Source organism: Methylocystis sp. NC52PC (genome assembly GCF_055698645.1).
Genome location: NZ_CP170127.1, coordinates 3,750,256 through 3,772,430, shown reverse-complemented (window position 1 = coordinate 3,772,430; position 22,175 = coordinate 3,750,256). Strand labels below are relative to the sequence as shown.

Here is a 22,175-nt window from a genome sequence, read left to right as displayed (position 1 = left end):
TGAGCGTCCCCTCTCCCGCGAAGGGGGCGGGACACGAGGGGGCGACGCCGAAAGAACCCATGACCGCCGCCGAAACCTTCCACCACGACATCGCCGACCGCCACGACAAGGTTCTCATCGTCGACTTCGGCTCGCAGGTCACGCAGCTCATTGCGCGGCGTGTGCGCGAAGCGGGCGTCTATTGTGAGATCGCGCCCTTCCAGCGCGCCGATCGCGCCTTCGCCGAGATCCGCCCCAAGGCGGTGATCCTCTCCGGCGGGCCGTGCTCGGTGACCGACGAAGGCTCGCCGCGCGCGCCGCAAGCGATCTTCGAGTCGGGCGTGCCCGTGCTCGGCATCTGCTACGGCGAGCAGACCATGGCGACGCAACTCGGCGGCAAGGTCGAGGGCGGGCATCATCGCGAATTCGGCCGCGCCGAGATCACGGCGCTGGAGCATAGCGCGCTCTTCGACGGCGTCTGGGCCAGAGGCGCCAGCGCCACGGTCTGGATGAGCCATGGCGACCGCGTCACGGACTTACCGGAAGGCTTCCGGGTCATCGCCGCGTCGGAAAACGCGCCCATGGCGGCGATCGCAGACGAGCAGCGCCGCTATTTCGGGCTGCAGTTTCACCCGGAGGTCGTGCATACGCCGGACGGCGCGAGGCTTCTCGCCAATTTCGTGCACAAGGTCGCGGGTCTCAAATCCGACTGGACGATGGCCGCCTTCCGCGGCGAAGCGATCGCCGCGATCCGCAAGCAGGTCGGCGAGGGGCGCGTGCTCTGCGGCCTCTCCGGCGGCGTCGACAGCGCCGTCGCAGCGGTGCTCATCCACGAGGCGATCGGCGATCGCCTGACCTGCGTCTTCGTCGACCACGGCCTGTTGCGGCTCGGCGAGGCGGAGGAGGTGGTGCGCCTGTTCCGCGACCATTACAACATCCCGCTGCATCACGTCGAAGCCGAGGAGCTTTTCCTCTCGGCGCTCGAGGGCGTCGACGATCCGGAAGTGAAGCGCAAGACGATTGGCCGTCTGTTCATCGAAACCTTCGAAGCGGAAGCCAAGAAGATTGCTGAGGACGGCCGCGGCGCGCCGCAATTTCTCGCGCAGGGCACGCTCTACCCCGACGTTATCGAGAGCGTCTCCTTTACTGGCGGGCCGTCGGTCACGATCAAATCGCATCACAATGTGGGCGGGCTGCCGGAGCGCATGAATATGGCGCTCGTCGAGCCGTTGCGCGAACTCTTCAAGGACGAGGTGCGGGCGCTCGGCCGCGAACTCGGTCTGCCGGAGGCTTTCGTCGGGCGCCATCCCTTCCCCGGACCGGGCCTCGCCATTCGCTGCCCTGGCCTCATCACGCGCGAGAAGCTCGACATTCTGCGCAAGGCCGACGCCGTCTATCTCGACGAGATTCGCAAGGCGGGTCTTTACGATGAAATCTGGCAGGCCTTCGCGGCGCTGCTGCCGGTGCGCAGCGTCGGCGTGATGGGCGACGGCCGCACCTATGATTACGTCGTCGCGCTGCGCGCAGTGACGAGCAGCGACGGCATGACGGCGGATTTCTATCCCTTCGACATGAATTTCCTCGGCCGCGCGGCAACGCGCATCATCAATGAGGTGAGGGGCGTCAATCGCGTCGTCTACGACGTGACGTCGAAGCCGCCGGGCACGATCGAGTGGGAGTGAGGGGGCTGCGGGCTCGATCCCTGGCGAGGGCCGCAATCACCCTCCGGCAGAACTTCTATTCAACCGACCCTATCGCCGATCCGCGCGAAACTGCACGGGCACCTCGAAGGACAGGCTTTCGTCGGCGATGACCGGTGGCGGCGCGGGGACCGGATCGGCCTTCTTCATCATCGTGAGCGCGGCTTCGTCGAAGACGGGGAGGCCGGAGGAGCGCTTGATGCTGTAGGCGAGGATGTGACCGCGTCGATCGAGGGTGAAGTGGACGCTTGCCTCCGCGGCCCGTCGGCCGCCGCCGGCCGGGTAACGCTTGGCGCGATTGAGATGCGCCATCAGCGCCTTCTGCCACGTCAGCTTGACGGCGTTGGCGGCGGCGTCCGCGCCTTGCACCGGCGCGGCCGGGCGGTCGGCCAGCTTTTCGGCTTCGGATTTCGGCGGCGCCGTCGCTTCGGAGGCGGCGGATTCATTCGACACCACCTGCTGGGCCTGCCGCGACTTCTGATCCTCGACCGGCTTCTCCGGCTTCGCGTCGCGCGACAGCTCCGCATCCTCGGCCTCGGCCCGCGCTATTTTCTCTTCGATATTTTCCTTGGTTTCGGCCGAGGCGACCGACGGCGCCGCCGCGGCGGACTCGTCGGTCACGGGGCCGGGCGGATGGTCGAGATGTTCGATCTCGCGCGCCGCCACGGGCTCGAGCGAAATCTCGATCGCCGGCGCGCTGCTCGCCTCCTCGTCGATGTCGCCCCGAAGCGTGAGGAACGCGGTCGCGGCGCCGCCGACATGCAGGAAAATAGCGCAGAGCGTCGCAAGGCCCCAGAGCCTGTTGTTCAGCGCTTCGTTTCGCAGAGCCGCAGCGCCGCTCATTTGGCGCCGCCCGCGTCTTTGCCCCCGCTGTCTTTGCCGCCAGCGTCGAGCGCAACCAACCCAACTTTCAGGAAACCGCCGGCGCGCAGCCGCTCCAAGATCGCCATCATCTCGCCATAGGGCACCGCGCTGTCGGCGCGCAGATAGATGCGTTTGCCTTTCTCGCCGAGATGCTTTTCCAGCGTCGCGACCAGATCGTTGCGCTTCACCGGCGTATCGCCGATGGCCAACGCCAGATCGGATTGGATCGTCACATAAACGGGCTTGTCCGGCTTCTCATGCGGCGCCGCGTTGGAGGCCGGAAGATCGACCGGCAGGTCGACCGTCGCCAGCGGCGCCGCGACCATGAAGATAATGAGGAGAACCAGCATCACGTCGATGAAAGGCGTGACGTTGATCTCGTGCGTTTCCTGCAGATCGCCTTTGCCGAGATGCGCGGCCATGGTCGCTTACTCCGCCGCTTGAATCTTGCTTGCGTGATGTCCGCGATCGAGATCACGCGACACGATGCGCAGCAGCTCGCCCGAGACATTGGAGACGAGCTCGAGATAGGCGCTCGTCTGCCGCGCGAGATGATTGTAGATCAGCACGGCGGGGATCGCAGCGAAGAGGCCGATGGCCGTCGCGAGAAGGGCCTCGGCGATGCCGGGCGCGACGACGGCGAGATTGGTGGTCTGGGCCTTGGAGATGCCGATGAAGCTGTTCATGATGCCCCACACGGTTCCAAAGAGGCCGACGAAAGGCGCGGTCGAGCCGACGGACGCCAGAAACCCCGTGCCGCGCTTGACGGACAAAGCCTCGGCGCGCTCGACTTCCACAAAGCAGGAGCTGACGCGCTCCTTGACGCCGGGCCCGGCGAGAATGTCGGAAGAGAGTTTCAACTCACGCGTCGCTTCCGAGAGGAGAGCGGTGGTCAAACGGTCGCCGTTCCCCAAGGCTAATCGCGCTTCTGCAAGTCCGCGCGCCTCGGAGAGCCTGGCGAGAGCGTCGAGAGCGCGTTGGCGGGCGCGCTTCAATTCAATCGTCTTGGCGATGAGGACGGTCCACGTGCCGACGGAGGCAAGCAGCAGGCCGATCATGACGATTTTCACGACGATGTCGGCGTTTGAAAACATCGTCCAGACAGAAAGATCATGAGGCTTCGTCGCGGCGATCGCCGCATCGACGGCGCGCGCCGTCGGGGAGCCTTGAGCCCAGCTCGCAGAGACGAGGGCGGCGAGAGAAAGCATTCCCAGGAACGCCGATCGCATCATGTTTTTCATGCTTCCGCCCATACTCGAATGAGATTGTGGTAGATTCCAGTAAGCCTCACACAAGCTGGATCGCCTGCGCCAAGCCGATGGCTCAAGGATTGAATCGCCTGGTCCAGATCGAACAGCAAAGCGCGGGCCACATTGTCCCGGATCATGCTTTGCAGCCAAAAAAACGAAGCGACGCGTTCGCCGCGCGTCACTTCACGAACGAAGTGTAGGCTCGTCGAAGGGTAGAGAACGAGATCGCCAGCGGCAAGCTTGACCTCCTGCTGCCCCACGCGGTCCTCGATCACGAGTTCGCCGCCTTCGTAATCTTCCGCCTCCGAGAGAAAAAGCGTGCACGAGAGATCGGTGCGAATGCGGATCGTCGTGCCGGGAATCCCGCGGATCGCATTGTCGACGTGGAGGCCGAAATTCTGCCCGACGCCATATCGGTTGAAAAGCGGCGGAAAGATTCTGAGCGGCAGCGCCGCCGAAACGAACGCCGGGCAGCTCGCGAGAGCCTGCAGGACATGCTCTCCCAGCTCGCGGGCGGCGGGGCCATCCTGGGGAAGCTGCAGATTGTTCTTCACCAAGGAAGACTGCGAACCGGCGGTCGTCCGCCCGTCCTCCCAATCGACCGCCGACATGGTTTCTCGAAAGAACGCCACCTGCTGCTTCGTCAAGACCTCGGGGATGCAGATCAGCATGGGCTTATGCTTCTCCCCAGATTCGGATGAGGTTGTGATAGACCGTCGTGAGCTTGCGCAGGTCGGGATCGTCCCCGCCAATGCGCGGCGAAAGGTCCTGTATCGCCGCGTCGAGATCGCAGACGAGATCGCGCGCTTCGTCGGACTGGATCATGCTCTGCAGCCAGAGAAAGGACGCGAGACGCACGCCTCGGGTGACGGGCGTCACCATGTTCGGACTGCCGGCGGAAAAAAGCACCGCGTCGCCGGCTTGCGGCTTGAATTTCCGGGACCCGAAGATGTCTTCGACGATGAGCTCGCCGCCGTCATATTCTTCGGGTTCCGACAAAAGCAGCGTCGCCGCGAGGTCGACGCGTATGCGCGCGCCGGTCAGCGCGTCGCCGCGCACCGCATTATCGACATGCGGGTCGTAGCGATCTCCCACCTCATATCGCTCGAACAGAGGCGGGAAGATGCGCAGCGGGATCGCCGCGGCGACGAAAGCCGGACTCGCGAGCAGCGCCGAAGCCACCGCCGACCCGAGCTGACGCGATAACTCGGAGTCGGGCGGCGTCTGGCTGTTGCGCTTGGCGGTCTTGCTCGCTCCGCCCGACGCCGCGCCGTCCTCCCACGACGCGCTGGCGAGCGCGTCGCGTAATCGCAGGACTTCCGCCTTTCCGAGGGCGGCGGGAACATGAACGAGCATAGCCGGTCTCCCTAGAAGTTCACATGGGCTTCAAGGTAGGCGGCGCGACCCGGCGCCACCTGGGTGAAGGGCGTCGCCGTCTGGTAGAAGGCGTCGTAATATGTCCGGTTGAAGATGTTCATGAGCGTGAATTTCATCCCCACGTTTTTCGACAGATTCATCTCCGCGAAGACGTCGAAGCGCCAGTAGGACGGTAGAATCGTCGGCACGTTGACGAAGGGGTTCGCCGCCGTCGGCGCCGGGAAGCCCGCCGCGTTGATGACCGTCGCGCCATTCGCGATGATGTTGTTGCCGCCGTAGATCTTCGAGCGGTAGATCGCCTGGCCGCCGATCTCGAGGCCGTCGAGGGGGAGACCGATGAGATCGCCGAATTTGTATTTCGACAACATGCTGAAGGATTCATGCGCAATATTGGCGAGCTGCAGGCCGACGTTTGACCAGGCGAAGGAGTTCTTGACCTTCGACTCCATGATGACGAGGCCGCCGAGCACGCTCCACCTGTCGGTGATGTTGCCGGCGACTTCGAGATCGACGCCCTGGATGTAATAGGCGGCGTTGCCGGTGGTTATGCCGGAATTGATCTCGCGCGCATTGGATACGTCGGTTCGAAACAGCGCCGCCGTCGCGAGCAGATGGCCGAAGAGCTGCCACTTGACGCCGATCTCTTTCGCCCGATTGAACTGTGGCGGGAAAATCTGCACCGCAGTCGTCAGTCCGCCATAGTTGGCTGCGCCGCCATCGAGTTCGGCGCCGACCGGATTGCTCGAGGTCGCGTAGGCCGCATAGAGGCTGACGTCGGGAATGGGCTTCAACACCAACCCGCCATTGTAGTTGATCATCAAGGAATGGTTGTTTGCGAAGGTCGTGCCGAGCTCGTTGCGATTCCAGATCGTGTAATCGTCGGCGCGCACGCCGCCGTTGGCGATGACGATATCCTGATAGTTCGCCGTCTCGATCAGGTAGCCGGACCTCGTGTCCACCCCGATACGCGTCACATTGGGATTGCGGTAGGGTTCGTTGGGGAAAGGCAGATAGGTGCAGGGCAGGTAGAGATTGCAGTTGAGCGGGCCCGCAACGAGCGGCACGCCGTTGAACTCCGAGTTCAGCCCCGCGTAGTTGGTGCGCGTCACCCCCTCGTGCGCGAACTCCACGCCGGTGACGGCTTCATGCTTGATCGGCCCGGTGTAGAAATTGATGTTCGCGTCGGTCTGGTTGTCGACGACATTCGTCACCTGATAGCGGCTCTGCGCGCCGAGCGTCACGGTCCCACGGAAGATATTGGTATTCTGCGCGAGCGTGCCGATGTAATCGACAACCGAGCGCGACTGCCGCAATCGGCTGGTGATCATCAAATTTTCATTATAGCGGTACTGCGCGGTAAACGTGCCGAAGTCCTGCGAATAAGCCTGGAAGTCGCGGTTGATGAGGCCGTACCAAGTGTAACGCGGCGTGACGCCTTCCGGATAGGGCCGGTTGCGAATGCGGTTGTAAGGCACGCCGAAGTCGGGCAGGCCGTTCTGATAGACGTGCGTGTATTGCGCGGTGAAGGTCAGATTCTCGAGCGGCCTGAAGACGACCGATCCGGCGGCGCCGTTGCGGTCGTCGGTGACGAAGCTGCGGCCGGCGACGTTCGCATTCTGGAAGAGTCCGTTGGCGCGGATGGCCAGGATCGGACTGATGACCTTGTTGACGTCGAGCGTGACGCGCTTGGTGTCGTCCGAGGGTCCGCCGATCGCGCGGAAATCGACGAAGTCGCCAATCGTGTTGGCCTGTTTCGTGACGATGTTGATGGCGCCGCCGGAGGTGCCGCGACCGGCGAAGGTCGATCCGGGCCCGCGCAGAATCTCGACCTGTTCCGTGTAGAAATTCTCGCGCAGATTGACGCCCGGATCGCGAATGCCGTCGATGAAAATATCGTTGCGCGCGTCGAAGCCGCGAATGAAGAAGCGATCGCCGAAAGCGTTGCCGCCCTCGCCCGTGCCCAGCGTGACGCCGGCGGTGCTGCGGCCGATTTCGCGGAGCGACCAGGCGTTCTTGTCCTCCAGAACCTCCTTCGTGAGCACGGTCACGGTGCGCGGCTGGTTCAAAATCGGCTGCGTGAATTTGTTCGACGCGAGCCGGACTGCGCGATAGGGCGCAGCCGGATCCGCATAAGGATCGGCCTCCGCCTGGATGAAGAGCGGAACGCTCGTGGCGGCGACGCCGCCGCCTGGTCCGCCAGCCGCCGCGGCCGCGGCGGAAGCAGCGCCGGCGCTGCGCTGTCCTGTCGACGCATTCGTGTGCGCCGTGTGATGCGCCGGTTGCGGCTTGGCGACAACGACGGGCGTCGGCTTCGGCTTCACGGGCGCGACGGGACGCGGCTTTTCGCGCGGCGCGTCGACCTTGACCGGCGGCAAAGTCGTGGACGCATCCTGAGCGAGAGCGACGCTCGCTGTCGAACTGAGGAATGCGGCGACGCCCAGCGCCGTAACCGACCCCTCCCGCAGGGCTGCGCTCGGCGACGGTAGTCGCAAGGTTCTCAGCGAGAGCGGGGACTTGATCGAGCTCGGAACACGTTTCACCAGATGTATCTCCTGCCATGCGGAATTTATCTGCGATGGCTGGCTGGCTGGGCGTTTCGCCGTGGCTGGCTTGCTGGTCGCCTGAACTGCTTTGCTTGTTTAGAAGTTGCTCGCGCGCACACTCAAGAAGAAACTAGGATTTCGTAGTTGGAAGATTTCCATGTTTGTAGCGTTCGGCACATGAAGGGATCGGCTCTGAAACAAAGCGCACACCCTCAGAGGCGAAATGATCAGTTTCCTACAAATAAGCGGTCGCAAAGCTGGAAGCATTCCAATGAGGGGCTTCGTCAGTTGAGGCGCGCGCCCACCTCGTTGGATGTGTTTCAACTATGGAGAAGGAAAGAAGGACGCGGCGTCACAGACAGTCGCTTGCACAAGCGCCCAATTCGGAGTGTCCGGCGCTCGAAATAGACACGCGTGATTTGCTCGGTCGACGCCAAGAGGCGACGATAGTTCATGCCGGAGAACGGTACCGGCTCCGCATCACGGCGAATAACAAGCTCATATTGACGAAGTAATGCTCGCCCGCAGGATGTCGCCAGCGCGCCAGCGCGCGCCGACACCCGTCGAGGCGGATCGAAGTTTTGAACTTTGCTAAATTTCCAATCAACGTCGGCTGGCGTTGACCATGAGACTTGCTTGCTTCAGCGTGCGGCTAAAGCGAGATGGATCACGATGTCAGACCAGCAGGATGAAGAACCGCCCTCTTTACCAACCCCTTCGCCGCAGCCCTTCCTGAAGCAGTATGTCGCGCGCGAGCTGATCGGGCAGGGCGTAGAAGCGATCATCATCCATGACGGAGAACGGTATCGTCTCCGTATTACGAACAACAATAAACTCATCTTGACGAAGTGACTCTGGAGCGCCCTTGGCCCGCCATCCGCTTTCTTCTCCCACTAGAGCCTCGTCCGCGCTCCAGCAAATGGGTGACATCATGTGCGACATAGCAAATGAAAAGAGCCGAATCGACGCAATCCTCGAATGGGCGATGACGCAGTCTCCGGTCCGCCATTGCGTCGATGAGGCGAAACTCGCCGGTTACGGGCTCGCGGTGCTGCGAGGCTGTTACTCCGACTCCTGTCCGGACGAGTGCTTGCGCCAGAGAAGCGCCGAATATGCCGCTTTCATCGCCCGTTCGCGTCGCTCCGACGCTCACTCGTCGGACGAGCCCCTTCGGCGAGCAGGTTAGTGCAATATCGCAAGCGGCCGAGAGCGTCAGAATTGACGGGGTCGCCAAGGCGTAGTCTTTGGCGATGAATCGGCCGCGCTTCCCGTGCGTCGTTCGCGACAGGCCGACGCGCGCGGTGGTTCAGAGTCGCGGCCGTCCGCCGACAACGCGTGAGCGCGCGCAGAAAGGGAGGGAGTCCACGCCTTCCGCCTTCACGCCAGCGTCGCCATTTTTATCCCCGCCCTTTCGCCCGAGGCGCGCACGCCACTTGATCCTGCAACGAAGTCGCGGGAATAGTGGCGACGTAGATCCAATTTCGGGCAGGGCGGATGCCGACGTATCACGAAGTTCTTGGCGTCAGGGAAGATGCGTCGCGGCGCGAGGTCAATGCGGCCTATCGCCGGCTCGCGAAGAAATATCATCCCGACGTCGCGGGCGGAGACGCGGCCATATTCCAGCAGGTCACGGAAGCCTATAACGCGCTGACGATCCGCGGCCAGCGGCAGCAGACGCCGGAGGCTGTGCGTCCCGTGGATCCCGCCCCGCGTCAAGCGCCAAATCCGCCTCCGCGTCCCGGCTTTCTGCGCCGACGCGCCTATCTCATGCTCGCTTTCGCGGCGTTTGTTCTCGGGCTTTTCCTGCTCGACCGCGGCGACGGCATTCACGCGGCTTTCCGGCCGGGCCTGCTTGTCGCGGGCGGGTTCGCGATTCTGTTCAGCGCCGGCTTTTTCGCCAGCCGCCGGCGCGAGTATGCCGGTCTGTCGGACGCGTTGGAGCAGGCTGTCCTGGCGGTGCTGCGTTTCTTCCTCGACATCGTGATGCGCGTCTATATGGCGCTTCTCTTCGTCTTCGCCGTCGTTGCGCTGCTTGCGCTCGTCAACTGGCTCGAGGCGTTCTGGAAGTGGTGAGGCTAGTCGCCGCGCTGGAAGTGGTCATAGACCATGCGCGCCGTCGCCTTATTGATGCCCGGCGCCTTTTCGAGATCGGAGAGCGCGGCGCGGGCGACGGCTTTCGCCGAACCGAAGGCGAGCAGCAGCGCGCGTTTGCGCGAGGGGCCGATTCCCGGAATTTCGTCCAGCGGGTTCTTGGTGAACTCCTTCTTGCGCCGCGCGCGATGCGTGCCGATCGCAAAACGATGCGCTTCGTCGCGCAGGCGCTGCACGAAGTAAAGCGCCGGGTCGTGCGGGGGCAGACGGAAGGGGTCGCGTCCGTCGATGAAGAAGGTCTCGCGTCCGGCCTCGCGGTCGCGGCCCTTGGCGATGGAAGCGAGCGCGACGCCGTCGACGCCGCTCTCGCGCAGGGCCTCGCGCGCCACGTCGAATTGTCCGCGGCCGCCGTCGATCAGCACCAGATCGGGCTTTGTCGGAAAGGCCTCCGGATCCGCATCCTTCTCTGAATCCTTGGCGAGGCGCGCGAAGCGGCGGGTGAGCACTTCGCGCATCATGGCGTAATCGTCGCCCGGGGCGATGTCCGCGCTCTTGATGTTGAAGGTGCGGTAATGGGCCTTCATGAAGCCGGCAGGCCCCGCGACGATCATCGCGCCGATGGCCTGCGCGCCGCCCGTATGCGAATTGTCGTAGACCTCGATGCGGCGCGGCGGCGCAGCCAGTCCGAAGGCTTCGCCGAGCGCTGCGAGCAGCCGCTGCTGGCTCGCGTCCTCCGCGAGTTTGCGGCCGAGCGCCTGGCGCGCGTTGTTGAGCGCATGTTCGACGAGCTCGCGCTTCTCGCCACGCTGCGGAGCAATGACGTCGACGGCCTTCTTGAGCTTGGCGGAGAGCGCCTCCTCGAGGAGGGCGCTGTCTTCGATCGGATGCGAGAGCAGCACGCAGCGCGCCGACGGATGTTCGTCGTAGAATTGCGCGAGGAAGGCGTCGAGCACTTCAGCCTCCGAGAGGCTCGCGTCGGCGCGCGGGAAATAGGAGCGGTTGCCCCAGTTCTGATAGGCGCGGAAGAAGAACGCCTCGATGCAGAAGCGCCCGGCGTCCTTCGCGATGGCGAAGACGTCGGCCTCCTCGACGGTGCGCGGATTGATCCCCTGCGCGCCCTGAATCGCGGAGAGCGCCGAGATGCGGTCGCGCAGCCGCGCCGCGCGTTCGAATTCGAGCCGCTCGGCGGCCTCGGTCATTTCCTGAGCCAATTGCTCGCGCACGCTGCGGCTCTTGCCGGAGAGAAAGTCGCGCGCCTCGCGGACGAGCTCGGTGTAATCCTCGATCGAGATTTCCCCGGTGCAGGGGCCGGAGCAGCGCTTGATCTGGAAGAGCAGGCAAGGGCGGGTGCGATTGTCGTAGAAGCTTTGTGCGCAGGAGCGCAGCAGAAAGGCGCGCTCCAGAGCGTTGAGCGCGCGATTGACCGCCCAAACGCTCGCGAAGGGTCCGAAATAATCGCCCTTGCGGACGCGCGCGCCGCGATGCTTGGCGATCTGCGGCGCCGCGTGGTCGCGCGCGATGAGAATATAGGGAAACGACTTGTCGTCGCGCATCAGGACATTGAAGCGCGGCTTCATCTGCTTGATGAGATTGGCCTCGAGAAGCAGCGCCTCAGTCTCGGTCTCGACCGAGATGAACACCATCGAGGCCGTGCCCGAAATCATCCGGGCGATGCGGTTCACATGGCCGGCGAGCCGCGTGTAGCTCGCGACGCGCTTGCGCACATTCTTGGCCTTGCCGACGTAGAGCACCTCGCCGTTCTCGGCGATCATGCGATAGACGCCCGGGCCGTTCGGCGCATGTTTCCAGTAGCGCTTGATCACGGCGACGCCGCGTCTCACGCTCTCGGGCGTCTGGGGAGCGTCATCTTCGGGCGTCGCCTCGTCCAACGGCTCCGGCGCGGCGTCTGCGGCGTCAAATGCGTCGTCAGCCTCCGGCGGGAGGTCGCGCGTCTTTCCGGGGGGAGGGGTCATGGTCCCCCAGACTTATGCCGCGTTTGCGGTCTTGGGAAGGCTTTCGACGCGGCTCAGCCGGCGGCCGTGGCCCACGCCTTGAGGAGCCCGCCGAAATGCTTGTCGGCCAAGGTCCGTCCGATCGCCTGGGCGCCGGCGTAGACCAGGATGGAAAGGAAGCAGCCGATCGCGGCGTATTCGACCGCGGTTGAGCCGTTTTGATCCATAAGAAACGCTCTGATCATCTGAAATCCCCGATTTCCGTTTCGAAATCGAACGCCTCGGCGCTGTTCTCCCCCCACGCGGCATCTCTGGCGCCAAAAAGCCTCTGGTCAGGCTTGCGCTCGTGGCGCGCCATGGCCAAAGTCCCGCGCGCTTGGCGAGCTTTAGACCGGAGAGATCATGATTGGCGTTGGAGTCACGATCGGCAGCGTCGTCTTTCCGGCGCTGGCGCTCGGCTATGCGGCGGTTTTCGCGGCCACCGAGGGCTGGATCGAAAACGTTCACCCGTCCATGGCCTTCGTCGTGCCGCTGACGGCGGCCGCGCTCGTGATCGGTTCGGTCTTCGCGGCGCTTCGCCACGCGGAGAACATTAGCGCCAAAGTAGGGGAGCCGGTCGGCACGCTGGTGCTGACGATTGCGGTGACGATCATCGAACTCGCCATCCTGACCTCGATGATCAATCACGGCATGGATGACCCGACGGAAGCGCGCGAGGCGGTCTTCTCCGCGATCATGATCGTCTGCAACGGCCTTGTCGGGCTATGCCTGTTGCTGGGCGGGTTCCGCCATGGCGAGCAGGAGCTGCAGCCGATGGGGGCCAGCGCCTATCTGGCCGTGCTGATCGCGCTGTCGATGCTCACGCTCATCATCCCGAATTACACGACCTCGTCCTACGGGCCGACGCTCGCGCCGGCGCAGCTCGTCTTCGTCAGCGTGCTGTCAATCCTGCTCTATTGCGCCTTCCTCTTCATTCAGACGGTGCGGCACCGCTCCTATTTTCTCGACGCGCACGCCGCCGCGCTGGGCGCGCATGCGCATGCGCCGACGACCGGCCAGTCTATTTTTGCGGGAGCTGGATTGGCGGCCAGCCTCCTCGGCGTGTCGCTGCTCGCGCAGCGGGTGATCCCGAGCCTCGAAGAGGCGTTGGCCTGGGCGGGCGTCGCCGAGGTCAATCCCGTGACAGGGGCTTGCGCGGCCTTGCTGGTTCTTCTTCCCGAGTCGCTGAACTCCATTCGCGCCGCGCACCGCAACGCGCTGCAAACGAGTCTCAACGGCGCGCTCGGCTCTGTCGTCTCCACCATCGGCCTGACGGTCCCGACCGTGGCGCTGTTGAGCCTCTCGACGGGACGCGAGATTGTGTTCGGCCTCGGCAGCCGCGACACCGCCATGCTCGTGCTGACGCTGATGCTGAGCGTGGTGAGCTTCGGCGCCGGGCGCACCAACGTCTTTACGGGCCTTGTGCATCTCGTCGTCTTCGCGACATATGCCTTCTTCCTGTTTTTCCCATGAATCAAGGAGCGCGCCGATGAGTGAGAGCGACCTGATCTTCTACCATTCCCCGCAGACGCGTTCTTCCGCCGTGCTGACCCTGCTCGAGGAGCTGGACGCGCCGTACGCTTTGCGCGACGTGAACTTCAAAGTCGGCGCGCAGCGCGAGGCCGACTATCTCGCCGTCAATCCGCTCGGCAAGGTTCCCGCCATCGTCCACGACGGCGCGCTGGTGACGGAGCTTGCGGCGATCTTCATCTATCTCGCGGACGCCTTCCCGCAGAAGAAGCTCGCGCCGCCGATCGGCGATCCGCTGCGCGGGCCTTATCTGCGCTGGCTCGTCTTCTACGGCTCGGCTTTCGAGCCGGCGGTGATGGACCGCTACAACAAGCACGAACCGCAAAGAAGCATGAGCGCCTATGGCGATTTCGAGAGCGTCATGGCGCTGATCGACAATCAGCTCGCGGCGGGCCCCTATCTCTTCGGCGCGCGCTTCACCGCGGCGGACATTCTCTGGGCGACGGCCCTGCGCTGGACGACCGGCTTCGGCCTCGTGCCCGCGACGCCGAAAATTTCAGCCTATGTCGAGCGTGTGGCGTCGCGCCCCGCGTTCGCGCGGGTGGCGGAGACCGACGCGCAATTGCTGAAAGTTCACGAAGCGGCCGCGGCGGCGAAGGGGTGACGCCAGCCACGCCCCCTCTCCCCGCGAGCGGGGAGAGGGTTGGGGTGAGGGGCCAGGGGATTATCACAAGGTTTCATTTTATCATTGTCACTTACTGCCCCGAGCCCCTCTCCCGGCCTCTCCCCGCAAGCGGGAAGAGGAGGAGAGGTTGGGCCTTCCTTGACGACGCCGTTCACGAGCCACGCCCCCCTCTCCCCGCGAGCGGGGAGAGGGTTGGGGTGAGGGGCCAGGGGATTCTCACAAGGTTTCATTTTATCATTGTCACTTACTGCCCCGAGCCCCTCACCCGGCCTCTCCCCGCAAGCGGGAAGAGGAGAAGAGGTTGGCCGTTCATTGACGACGCCGTTCACGAGCCACGCCCCCTTCTCCCCGCGAGCGGGGAGAGGGTTGGGGTGAAGGGCCAGGGGATTCTCACAAGGTTTCATTTTATCATTGTCACTTACTGCCCCGAGCCCCTCTCCCGGCCTCTCCCCGCAAGCGGGGAGAGCCACGCCCCCTTCTCCCCGCACGCGGGGAGAGGGTTGGGGCGAGGGGCCGGGCGGCGGTCACCAGTCGATGGGCGTTTCCCCGTGGGCGACCAGATAGTCGTTCGCCTTGGAGAAGTGCTTGCAGCCGAAGAAGCCGTTGTGCGCCGAAAGCGGCGAGGGGTGGGCGCATTCGAGCACGAGATGCTTCTTGCGGTCGATCCCCGCGCCCTTGCGGCGCGCATAGGAGCCCCAGAGCATGAACACGACGCCCTCGCGCTCGCGCGCCAATGCGTGAACGGCGGCGTCGGTGAAGCGCTCCCAGCCCTTGTTCTGATGCGATCCCGCCTGCGTGGCGCGCACGGTGAGCGTCGCGTTGAGCAAAAGCACGCCCTGTTTCGCCCAGCGCGAGAGGTCGGGGTCGCGCGACACGGGATGGCCGAGGTCCGCCTCGATCTCCTTGAAGATGTTTTGCAGCGACGGCGGCGGCGCGACGCCGGCGCCGACGGCGAAGCACAGGCCATTCGCCTGTCCGGGGCCGTGATAGGGATCCTGGCCGAGAATGACGACTTTCACCTGATCGAAAGGGCATTCGTCGAACGCGCGAAAGATCTGCGCGGCGGGCGGATAGACCGCGCAGGACGCATATTCGCTTCGCACGAATTCGCGCAGCTCGGCAAAATAGGGCTGCTCGAATTCGCGCGCGAGACGCTTTTTCCAGCTGTCGTCGATGCGGACGGGCTTGGTCATGCGTGGGTCATTATCACGCGGCAGGAGTGCAGGACAAAGGGTCGCCGTCCGCCCCGGCGCACGCCGGCGCCACGGCCGCTCAATCCTGCAGCGGCCCCCACGCCGGGTCGCTGGCGTAGCCGGGCGTCGGCACCTGCGTCTCCGAGCGGCCGAAGACGTCGACCATGTAAATCTTCGGCCCGCCGCCGCCGCCGCTGTCGCGGAAGAACATCAGGAACAGGCCGTTCGGCGCCCAGGTCGGGCCTTCGTTGTGGAAGCCCTCGGTCAGGATGCGCTCGCCCGAGCCGTCGGTCTTCATCACGCCGATCGAGAAATTGCCGCCGTTCTGCTTGGTGAAGGCGATGTAATCGCCCTTGGGCGACCACACCGGCGTCGAATAGCGGCCGCCGCCGAAAGAAATGCGCTTGGCGTCGCCGCCGTGCGCCCCCATCACATAAATTTGCTGCGAGCCGCCGCGGTCGCTCTCGAAACAGATGCGGGAGCCGTCCGGCGAATAGGAGGGCGCCGTGTCGATGGCGCTGGTGTCGGTCAGGCGCGTCGTCGTGCGCGAGCGCAAGTCCATTGTATAAAGATTTGTCGACGAGCCCTCGGAAAGCGACATGATGATCTTCTGCCCATCCGGCGAAAAGCGCGGCGAGAAGGTCATGCCCGGGAAATTGCCGACGACCTCGCGCTGGCTGTTCTCGATATTCATGAGAAGGACCTTCGGCTCGCCGTCGTCGTTCAAGGCCATGTAGGTGACGTCGAGCGAGGAGGGCGAGAAGCGGGGGGTAACGACCAACTCGTCGCCACGGGTCAGATAGCGCACATTGGCGCCGTCCTGATCCATCATGGCGAGGCGCTTGCGCCGCTTGTCCTTGGAGCCCGTCTCGTCGACGAAGACGATGCGCGTGTCGAAAAAGCCCTTTTCGCCCGTGATGCGGCTGAACACGGCGTCCGAGAGCAGATGCGCGACGCGGCGCATATTGGCGGACTCGGTGACATATTGCTGCCCCGCGACCTGCTCGCCCGTGGTGACGTCGAAGAGACGGAATTCCGTCTTCAAACGACCGTCGCCCGCGCGCACCGAGCGGCCGGTCAAGACGAATTGCGCATTCGCCGCTTTGTAGGCGGAAAGGTCGGGTTGATCCGGCGAGCCGGCCGCGACGCTCGAATCGACGGGCCGCAGGAAAACCGACCGCTTGAAGTTATTGACGGCGACCGACGTGATGGTGCGCGCGGCGTCGTCGCCGGCGAAAGGCGCCACAGCGATATTGGTCGGCTGAAAGCTTCCTCCCTTGAGATCGATGATGCGGCCGGCGCGGGCAGGCGTGAAAGGCGCCAGAGCGGCGGAGGCGATGAGTCCGGCCGCGGCGCGGCGCGTGATGGGGCGTGTCATTTCAGGCGTCTCGTTGGATGGTCATGTTCAAAACCGACGCCATCAGTTGGCGTCCTGGAAGCGGATCGTCACGTCATGCAGCGCTTCCTCGTAATAAGGCATGAACTCCGGCGGTATGCGCATGGGGCTGCAGCGGCGCACCGCCTGCACGGCCTGTTCGCCGCGCGCTTGCTCCACCGGATTGCTCGAGGGATTGAGCAGGCGCGGTCGCCCCTCGAGGGCGCCCTCGCGGCTCAAATGGAACTCCACGACGGGCGCGAAGGTTGCGCCGCCGAGCGTAAGCGCGGAGGCCCAGCACGGATGATAATGGTCGTGGATATAGGCCGCGATGCGCGCCTCCATCGAGGCGGACATTTTCGGCGCCGTGCCCTCGGGGGCGCCGAGCGACGCCGTGCGAAGTTGATCACCGGTCGCCGCGCGCCGCTGCGGCGCCTCCTTGCTCAAAAGCTTGGAGATGCTCGCGGCGTCGAACTTCGACTTCGGCGCGCTCTCGTCGCCTGACTTCGGCTTCGCGCCCTTGACGCTCTTCTCGGCCGTCTCGCCCTCGCTGTTTTCGGGCTTGGCGGGCTTTTCCTCGGCCTTCTTGCTGTCGAGGAGCTTCGCCACCTCGTCGATCTTGAGGCGCTCCTTCGGCTTTTCGGGCTTTGGCGTCTCCTTCGCCTCCTTCTCCTCGGGCTTTGGGCGCACGGGAGGCTTGGGCTTCACGACCTCGGCCTCTTTCGGCTCCTCCTGCTCCTTCTCCTGCGGCGCGGCGGCCTTCGGCTTGGCGGGCGGCGTCGGGGCGGGCTTCGCCTCGACGGGCTTCGGGGGCTCCGGCTTCTTCTCGGGCTGGGGCCGCGTCGGCGGCTCCGGCGCCGGGGGCAGGGCGGCGATGCGCTTCGGCGGCGTCGGCTCCGGCGTGTCGTCGGCGCCGGGGTCGGGCAGGCGCTTGAGCGGCGGCGGCGGGGTCGGCGTATCCTTCTTCGCCTCAGCGAGCGGCGGCAGCGGCTTGGCTTCGCTTTCCGGCGCGACCTTGTCGACGCGCTGCGAGGGTTTCAGGTCGCGCGCGGTCTTCTCGCCCTTGGCGACCTGATTGAGCCCGTCGTCGGTGACCACCTCGATCGGGATCATCTCCTGCGCATCGTCGAATTTCCGGGCGTCCGAGAACAGGACGAGCGCCGCCAGCAGCAGTCCGGCATGGGCTGCGGAGGAGATGACGACGCCAGGCTCGGAGCGCGAAACCCTCACCGTCGCAGACTCACTTCTTCTCCTGCTCCGTCACCAGAGCGACCTTCTTGTATCCCGCGCTGATGACGAGAGACATGACTTCGGCGATGCGGCCGTAATTGACCGCCTTGGAGCCGCGCACATAGATGCGCTCGTCGAAGCCCTGTTTGACCGTATCCTTCAGCCGGTCGAGAAGCTCGCCGACCTCGACGGGCTGATCCATGAGGAAGATCTGGCCCTTGTCGTCGATCGCGATGGAGACGGGCTTCTGGTCGATATTGAGCGGACCTGCCTTCGTCTGCGGTAGATCGACGGCGACGCCGGTCGCGAGCAAAGGCGCCGCGACCATGAAGATGATCAGCAGCACCAGCATGACGTCGATGAAGGGCGTCATGTTGATTTCCGCCATCGCGCCGTAACGCGGCACCCCGCGCCGGCGTCGGCCGCCCTTGCGTCCGGGCGTGGAGAGCGACGCGCCCATCGCTTAAGCCGCCCGGTCGCGGTTCGAGGCCGCGTGCTGGTCGATCTGGCGCGAGAGAATGGCGGAGAACTCGTCGGCGAAGCTCTCCATGCGCGCCTGCGCCTTGGCGACGTCGCCTTGCATCTTGTTATAGGCGATGAGCGCCGGAATGGCGGCGAAAAGGCCGATGGCGGTGGCGAGCAGCGCCTCGGCGATGCCGGGCGCCACGACCGCGAGCGAGGTGTTCTTGGAGGCGGCGATCGAGCGGAACGACGTCATGATGCCCCAGACCGTGCCGAAGAGGCCGACGAAAGGCCCCGCCGAGGCGACCGTCGCGAGCACGAGGAGATTGGATTCGAGTTTCTCGACCTCGCGGGCGATGGAGACGTCCAGGACCTTCTCGATGCGCGCCTGAAGGCCCATGAAGCTGGCGCTGGCGCCCGTCTGGAAGGAGCGCTTCCACTCCTTCATGGCGGCGACGAAGAGGGTCGCCATGCCCGAGGTCGGACGCTCGGACAGCTTGCTGTAAAGCTCCTCGAGCGAATTGCCGGACCAGAAATTCTCCTCGAACCGATCCATCGAGCGGCGGATGCGCGCGAACAGCAGCGTCTTGTCGATGATGATCGCCCAGCACCAGACGGAGGCCAGCAGCAGGCCGACCATCACGAATTTCACGACGATATGCGCGCCCCAGAACATGCTCCAGATGGTGATGTCGGCGGCGGGGGCGGCGGCGCCGGCGGTCGCGGCGATGTCGGCTGGATTCATGATTTGTCCTTGAAGCGGAATTTGGCGCGCTTTTCCTGAGCAAAAGCGCCGCCCTTATTGCCCGCAATTTCGCCCTTTCTGGGGCTTCGTTGCGCCGCACAAGGATAGCTACCGCCGAAATCTTAACAAGCCGTAAGGGTTAAAAGATCGTGACCCGGCGGCTTAAAGGGGGGCATGTCATCGGACTGTCAGCTTGTTTCTAGATTATGACAGTCGCAATCCTTTGGCCAAAGAGCCCCTCATGAAACGTATCCTCGCGACAGTCCTCGCCTTTTGCGCGATGACTTTTCCCGCCGCCCTGTCCTTCGATCTGGAGCTTTCTCCCTACAAGCCCGTCCGGGTTCTGTCCGGGAAGCTGAAATCCGTCGGTTCGGACACGCTTTTGCGCGAGATGGAGCTTTGGGCGGAGGGCTTCAAAGCCATTTATCCCGGCGTGGAGATCGAGATCGAAGGCAAAGGGTCGAATACGGCGCCGCCCGCTCTGCTTTCGGGCGAGTCGCAGCTCGCCCCGATGTCGCGCCAGATGACCCCGGACGAGATTGCGGCGTTCGAGGCTAAACGCGGTTATCGGCCGACGGGCGTCCTGGTCGCCGTGGACGCGCTGGCGATCTACGTCCACAAGGACAATCCCGTGCACTGCCTCACGCTGGAGCAACTCGACCGCATTTTCGCCGAAAACCCCAAGAGCGCCGGCGGCAAGAGCGCGCATGTCTGGGGCGATCTCGGCGCGACGGGCCCGTGGGCGGCGAAACCGATCACGCTTTTCGGCCGCAACACGCTTTCCGGCACCAATAAATATTTCAAGCAGAACGTGCTTGGCGGCGGCGATTTCAAGGAGGCGGTTCAGCAGCAGGCGGGTTCCGAAGCGGTGGTGAAGGCCGTCGCCGCGGAACAGGGCGCGATCGGCTATTCGGGCATCGGCTACAAGACCGACGGAGTCCGCGCCGTGCCTGTCGCCGCCAGCGCCGGCAAGCCGTGCTACGACACCTCATTCGAGAGCGCCTATACGCGCAAATATCCGCTCGCCCGCGGACTCTACGTCTATTTGCTCAAGGACCCCAAATCGCCGCTCGACACGCTTTCGGGCGAATTCGTGAAATATATTCTGTCCCGCGACGGTCAGACGCAGGCGAAAAAGGGCGGCTATTACCCCATCACCCGAAATATCCGCGAGCATGAATTGACGCGTCTGGGCCTGCTCGCATCCGCGGAGTAGGCGACAGGCGGCCGGGCGCCGCTGCCAGCTTCAGCGATCCGCGCGCAGCGCCTCGAATCTTGCCCGCACCTCGGCCGGCAGGCGTTTGGCGCGTCCATTCTCGACGCAGACCACCTTCACGACCGCCGTCACCAGCGGCTCGTCGCCGCGCATCACGCGCTGATCGAGGCTGAGCGACGCGCCGCCAAGATCCAGCGGCTTCGTTTCGACTGAAAGAAGATCGTCCAGCACCGCCGGTCTGCGAAAATCGAGCTCCATCGCGCGCACGACGAAATAGATCGGCGCGCCGGCCGCGCCGTCGAGGAGCTGACTCTGTTCAAGCCCAAGCGACCGCAGAAGCTCGGTGCGCCCGCGCTCCATGAAGCGAATATAGGAGGTATGATAGACGAGCCCCGAGGCGTCGGTGTCTTCCCAATAGACGCGGACGGAGAGGCGATGGGGCGACGTCATGTGAAGGGCTCGCGCGTTTTGACATGTCAGGGGCGTCGCCGACGAGCGCCGGCGGCCGGGCCTCCTATACCATGTGCGCGCGACGATCGAGCCGTCGGATTATAGGCCCGGCGCGTCGCCGCAGCCGGGCCAATACGAGTACGTCTAGTGGGCGGCTGCGCCCGTATTACCGAGCAGGAACCGGCGAACGCGATTGCCTTCGACCCAGGTGAAGCCGGCGGCGGGATCAGCGCAGGCGATCTCCTGTTCGGCAATGAGCTTGTCACAGAGCATTTCGCAGATCACTTCGATCGGCGCGCTCGCGTCATTCTCCTCGGTCATGCGGTCGATCGAGATTTCGCCCATCTCTTCGCCGTCCGCCCTGCCTATTTTTTGATCATCGATGAATTTGCCCGCGTTCCAGGCAGGGGTGACCGTAGCCGCGCCTTGCATGGCGTTAAGCGCTCGTTTTGTCGCGGGGGAGGCTCAGTCGTTTTCTGCGTCGAAGAGCCCGAATTGTCCGGCCGGCCGCGGCGGCTCCGCAAGGCCCAGATGCCGGAAGGCGTGGGACGTCAGCAGGCGGCCGCGCGGCGTGCGCTGGAGGAAGCCCTGCTGGAGCAGATAAGGCTCGATAATGTCCTCGATGGCGTCGCGGGGCTCGGAGAGGGCCGCGGCGATGGTCTCGATTCCGACCGGGCCGCCGCCGAAGTTCACAGCCACCATGTCGAGATAGCGGCGGTCCATGACGTCGAGGCCGATGGAATCGACGTCGAGCAAGGTGAGCGAGCGGTCGGCCAGCGCCCGCGTGATCGTGGCGGCGCCTTCGACGACAGCGAAATCGCGAACGCGCCGCAGCAGGCGGCCGGCGATGCGGGGCGTGCCGCGCGAGCGCCGCGCGATCTCCCGCGCGCCCGCGTCGTCCATGCCGACGCCAATGACCCGCGCGCCGCGCTTGACGATGAGCTCCAGCTCCTCCGTCGTGTAGAAATTCAGCCGAACCGGGATGCCGAAACGGTCGCGCAGCGGCGTCGTCAGCAGCCCCGCGCGCGTCGTCGCGCCGACAAGGGTGAATTTCGCGAGGTCGATCTTGACCGAGCGCGCCGCCGGCCCCTCGCCGATGATGAGGTCGAGCTGGAAATCCTCCATCGCCGGATAGAGAATTTCCTCCACAGCCGGATTGAGGCGGTGGATTTCGTCGATGAAGAGCACGTCGCGCGGCTCGAGATTGGTGAGCTGGGCCGCTAGATCGCCAGCCTTGGCGATCACGGGCCCCGACGTCGATCGGAAATTGACGCCGAGCTCGCGGGCGACGATCTGCGCCAGCGTCGTTTTGCCGAGGCCCGGCGGGCCCACGAGCAGCACATGGTCGAGCGCGTCGCCGCGCCTTTTCGCGGCCTCGATGAAGACCTTGAGGTTGGCGCGCGCCGCCTCCTGGCCTGTGAAGTCGCCGAGCGACAGCGGCCGGAGGCTCTGGTCCGCATCGTCGTCGCGCTGCTCTGGGCCGACGAGCCGGGCAGGGGTGGTCAAGGATCGCTCCCATGCGCCGGCGCGCGCGCTATGCTAATCTTCGTCAAA

At 64.6% G+C, this 22,175-nt stretch carries 23 protein-coding genes; 7 read left to right on the top strand and 16 right to left on the bottom strand.

The window, feature by feature from the left end; genetic code table 11:
* The first annotated feature begins 59 nt into the window (after positions 1-59).
* Positions 60-1,661 (top strand): glutamine-hydrolyzing GMP synthase, encoded by a 1,602-nt coding sequence (gene guaA, locus ACETII_RS20585; protein ID WP_472786777.1) that lies wholly within the window; start codon positions 60-62, stop codon positions 1,659-1,661.
* Between the two features lie 69 nt (positions 1,662-1,730).
* On the opposite strand, the gene ACETII_RS20580 is transcribed toward guaA, so the two are convergent.
* The 6 genes from ACETII_RS20580 to ACETII_RS20555 are packed head-to-tail and all read right to left on the bottom strand — an operon-like array spanning position 1,731 to position 7,710.
* Positions 1,731-2,522, bottom strand: a complete 792-nt coding sequence (locus ACETII_RS20580; RefSeq protein ID WP_472786776.1) for an energy transducer TonB — start codon at positions 2,520-2,522, stop codon at positions 1,731-1,733.
* The gene (gene exbD / locus ACETII_RS20575; protein ID WP_472786775.1) at positions 2,519-2,965 is read right to left on the bottom strand and encodes a TonB system transport protein ExbD; all 447 of its coding nucleotides are present in this window, start codon (positions 2,963-2,965) and stop codon (positions 2,519-2,521) included. The genes ACETII_RS20580 and exbD overlap by 4 nt, the downstream gene beginning before the upstream one ends.
* Before the next feature lie 6 nt (positions 2,966-2,971).
* Positions 2,972-3,775 carry a tonB-system energizer ExbB gene (gene exbB, locus ACETII_RS20570; RefSeq protein WP_472788198.1) on the bottom strand — a complete coding sequence of 268 codons (804 nt, stop codon included), beginning with the start codon at positions 3,773-3,775 and terminating at the stop codon, positions 2,972-2,974.
* A 5-nt stretch (positions 3,776-3,780) separates the two neighbouring features.
* Positions 3,781-4,464, bottom strand: a complete 684-nt coding sequence (locus ACETII_RS20565) for a Fe2+-dependent dioxygenase (RefSeq protein WP_472786774.1) — start codon at positions 4,462-4,464, stop codon at positions 3,781-3,783.
* Positions 4,465-4,468: 4 nt separating this feature from the next.
* Complete coding sequence (locus ACETII_RS20560) at positions 4,469-5,149, bottom strand: Fe2+-dependent dioxygenase (protein WP_472786773.1); 681 nt, start codon at positions 5,147-5,149, stop codon at positions 4,469-4,471.
* Between the two features lie 11 nt (positions 5,150-5,160).
* Positions 5,161-7,710 (bottom strand): TonB-dependent receptor, encoded by a 2,550-nt coding sequence (locus ACETII_RS20555; protein WP_472786772.1) that lies wholly within the window; start codon positions 7,708-7,710, stop codon positions 5,161-5,163.
* Between the two features lie 329 nt (positions 7,711-8,039).
* Between ACETII_RS20555 and hemP (ACETII_RS20550) the strand changes: the two genes are divergently transcribed.
* The 3 genes from hemP (ACETII_RS20550) (at position 8,040) to ACETII_RS20540 (ending at position 9,786) form a co-directional block, all read left to right on the top strand.
* Positions 8,040-8,228, top strand: a complete 189-nt coding sequence (gene hemP / locus ACETII_RS20550; RefSeq protein WP_472786771.1) for a hemin uptake protein HemP — start codon at positions 8,040-8,042, stop codon at positions 8,226-8,228.
* 157 nt (positions 8,229-8,385) lie between these two features.
* Positions 8,386-8,565, top strand: a complete 180-nt coding sequence (hemP, locus tag ACETII_RS20545; RefSeq protein WP_472786770.1) for a hemin uptake protein HemP — start codon at positions 8,386-8,388, stop codon at positions 8,563-8,565.
* Positions 8,566-9,207: 642 nt separating this feature from the next.
* A complete protein-coding gene (locus ACETII_RS20540) occupies positions 9,208-9,786 on the top strand; it encodes a J domain-containing protein (protein ID WP_472786769.1) in 579 nt (192 codons plus the stop codon).
* 2 nt (positions 9,787-9,788) lie between these two features.
* Here ACETII_RS20540 and uvrC read toward each other — a convergent pair whose 3' ends face one another.
* Positions 9,789-11,777, bottom strand: a complete 1,989-nt coding sequence (gene uvrC, locus ACETII_RS20535) for an excinuclease ABC subunit UvrC (protein WP_472786768.1) — start codon at positions 11,775-11,777, stop codon at positions 9,789-9,791.
* A gap of 53 nt (positions 11,778-11,830) precedes the next feature.
* Positions 11,831-12,001: a Flp family type IVb pilin gene (locus ACETII_RS20530; protein WP_472786767.1), complete on the bottom strand. Its 171-nt coding sequence runs from the start codon at positions 11,999-12,001 to the stop codon at positions 11,831-11,833.
* Between the two features lie 157 nt (positions 12,002-12,158).
* On the opposite strand from ACETII_RS20530, the gene ACETII_RS20525 reads away from it, so the two are divergent.
* A complete protein-coding gene (locus tag ACETII_RS20525) occupies positions 12,159-13,268 on the top strand; it encodes a calcium:cation antiporter (RefSeq protein WP_363349166.1) in 1,110 nt (369 codons plus the stop codon).
* A 16-nt stretch (positions 13,269-13,284) separates the two neighbouring features.
* Positions 13,285-13,929: a glutathione S-transferase family protein gene (locus tag ACETII_RS20520; RefSeq protein WP_472786766.1), complete on the top strand. Its 645-nt coding sequence runs from the start codon at positions 13,285-13,287 to the stop codon at positions 13,927-13,929.
* A 545-nt stretch (positions 13,930-14,474) separates the two neighbouring features.
* Here ACETII_RS20520 and ung read toward each other — a convergent pair.
* From ung to tolQ, 5 genes are all read right to left on the bottom strand, one after another.
* Positions 14,475-15,143 carry a uracil-DNA glycosylase gene (gene ung, locus ACETII_RS20515; protein WP_472786765.1) on the bottom strand — a complete coding sequence of 223 codons (669 nt, stop codon included), beginning with the start codon at positions 15,141-15,143 and terminating at the stop codon, positions 14,475-14,477.
* A 79-nt stretch (positions 15,144-15,222) separates the two neighbouring features.
* The gene (gene tolB / locus ACETII_RS20510) at positions 15,223-16,521 is read right to left on the bottom strand and encodes a Tol-Pal system beta propeller repeat protein TolB (RefSeq protein WP_363349163.1); all 1,299 of its coding nucleotides are present in this window, start codon (positions 16,519-16,521) and stop codon (positions 15,223-15,225) included.
* Positions 16,522-16,563: 42 nt separating this feature from the next.
* Entirely contained in the window at positions 16,564-17,748 is a 1,185-nt protein-coding gene (locus ACETII_RS20505; protein ID WP_472786764.1) for a cell envelope biogenesis protein TolA, read from the bottom strand.
* Positions 17,749-17,758: 10 nt separating this feature from the next.
* Positions 17,759-18,208 carry an ExbD/TolR family protein gene (locus ACETII_RS20500; RefSeq protein WP_363349161.1) on the bottom strand — a complete coding sequence of 150 codons (450 nt, stop codon included), beginning with the start codon at positions 18,206-18,208 and terminating at the stop codon, positions 17,759-17,761.
* A 3-nt stretch (positions 18,209-18,211) separates the two neighbouring features.
* A complete protein-coding gene (tolQ, locus tag ACETII_RS20495) occupies positions 18,212-18,955 on the bottom strand; it encodes a protein TolQ (RefSeq protein ID WP_472786763.1) in 744 nt (247 codons plus the stop codon).
* Positions 18,956-19,196: 241 nt separating this feature from the next.
* Here tolQ and ACETII_RS20490 point away from each other — a divergent pair, with 241 nt between their 5' ends.
* Positions 19,197-20,171 carry a PstS family phosphate ABC transporter substrate-binding protein gene (locus tag ACETII_RS20490; protein WP_472786762.1) on the top strand — a complete coding sequence of 325 codons (975 nt, stop codon included), beginning with the start codon at positions 19,197-19,199 and terminating at the stop codon, positions 20,169-20,171.
* A gap of 30 nt (positions 20,172-20,201) precedes the next feature.
* On the opposite strand, the gene ybgC is transcribed toward ACETII_RS20490, so the two are convergent.
* The 3 genes from ybgC to ruvB all read right to left on the bottom strand — a co-directional run bounded on the left by ybgC (position 20,202) and on the right by ruvB (position 22,127).
* Positions 20,202-20,621, bottom strand: coding sequence for a tol-pal system-associated acyl-CoA thioesterase (gene ybgC, locus ACETII_RS20485; RefSeq protein ID WP_472786761.1), 420 nt, complete (start codon positions 20,619-20,621; stop codon positions 20,202-20,204).
* A 144-nt stretch (positions 20,622-20,765) separates the two neighbouring features.
* Positions 20,766-21,053, bottom strand: a complete 288-nt coding sequence (locus ACETII_RS20480; RefSeq protein WP_472786760.1) for a hypothetical protein — start codon at positions 21,051-21,053, stop codon at positions 20,766-20,768.
* Between the two features lie 33 nt (positions 21,054-21,086).
* Positions 21,087-22,127 (bottom strand): Holliday junction branch migration DNA helicase RuvB, encoded by a 1,041-nt coding sequence (gene ruvB / locus ACETII_RS20475; RefSeq protein ID WP_472786759.1) that lies wholly within the window; start codon positions 22,125-22,127, stop codon positions 21,087-21,089.
* Positions 22,128-22,175: the final 48 nt, after the last annotated feature.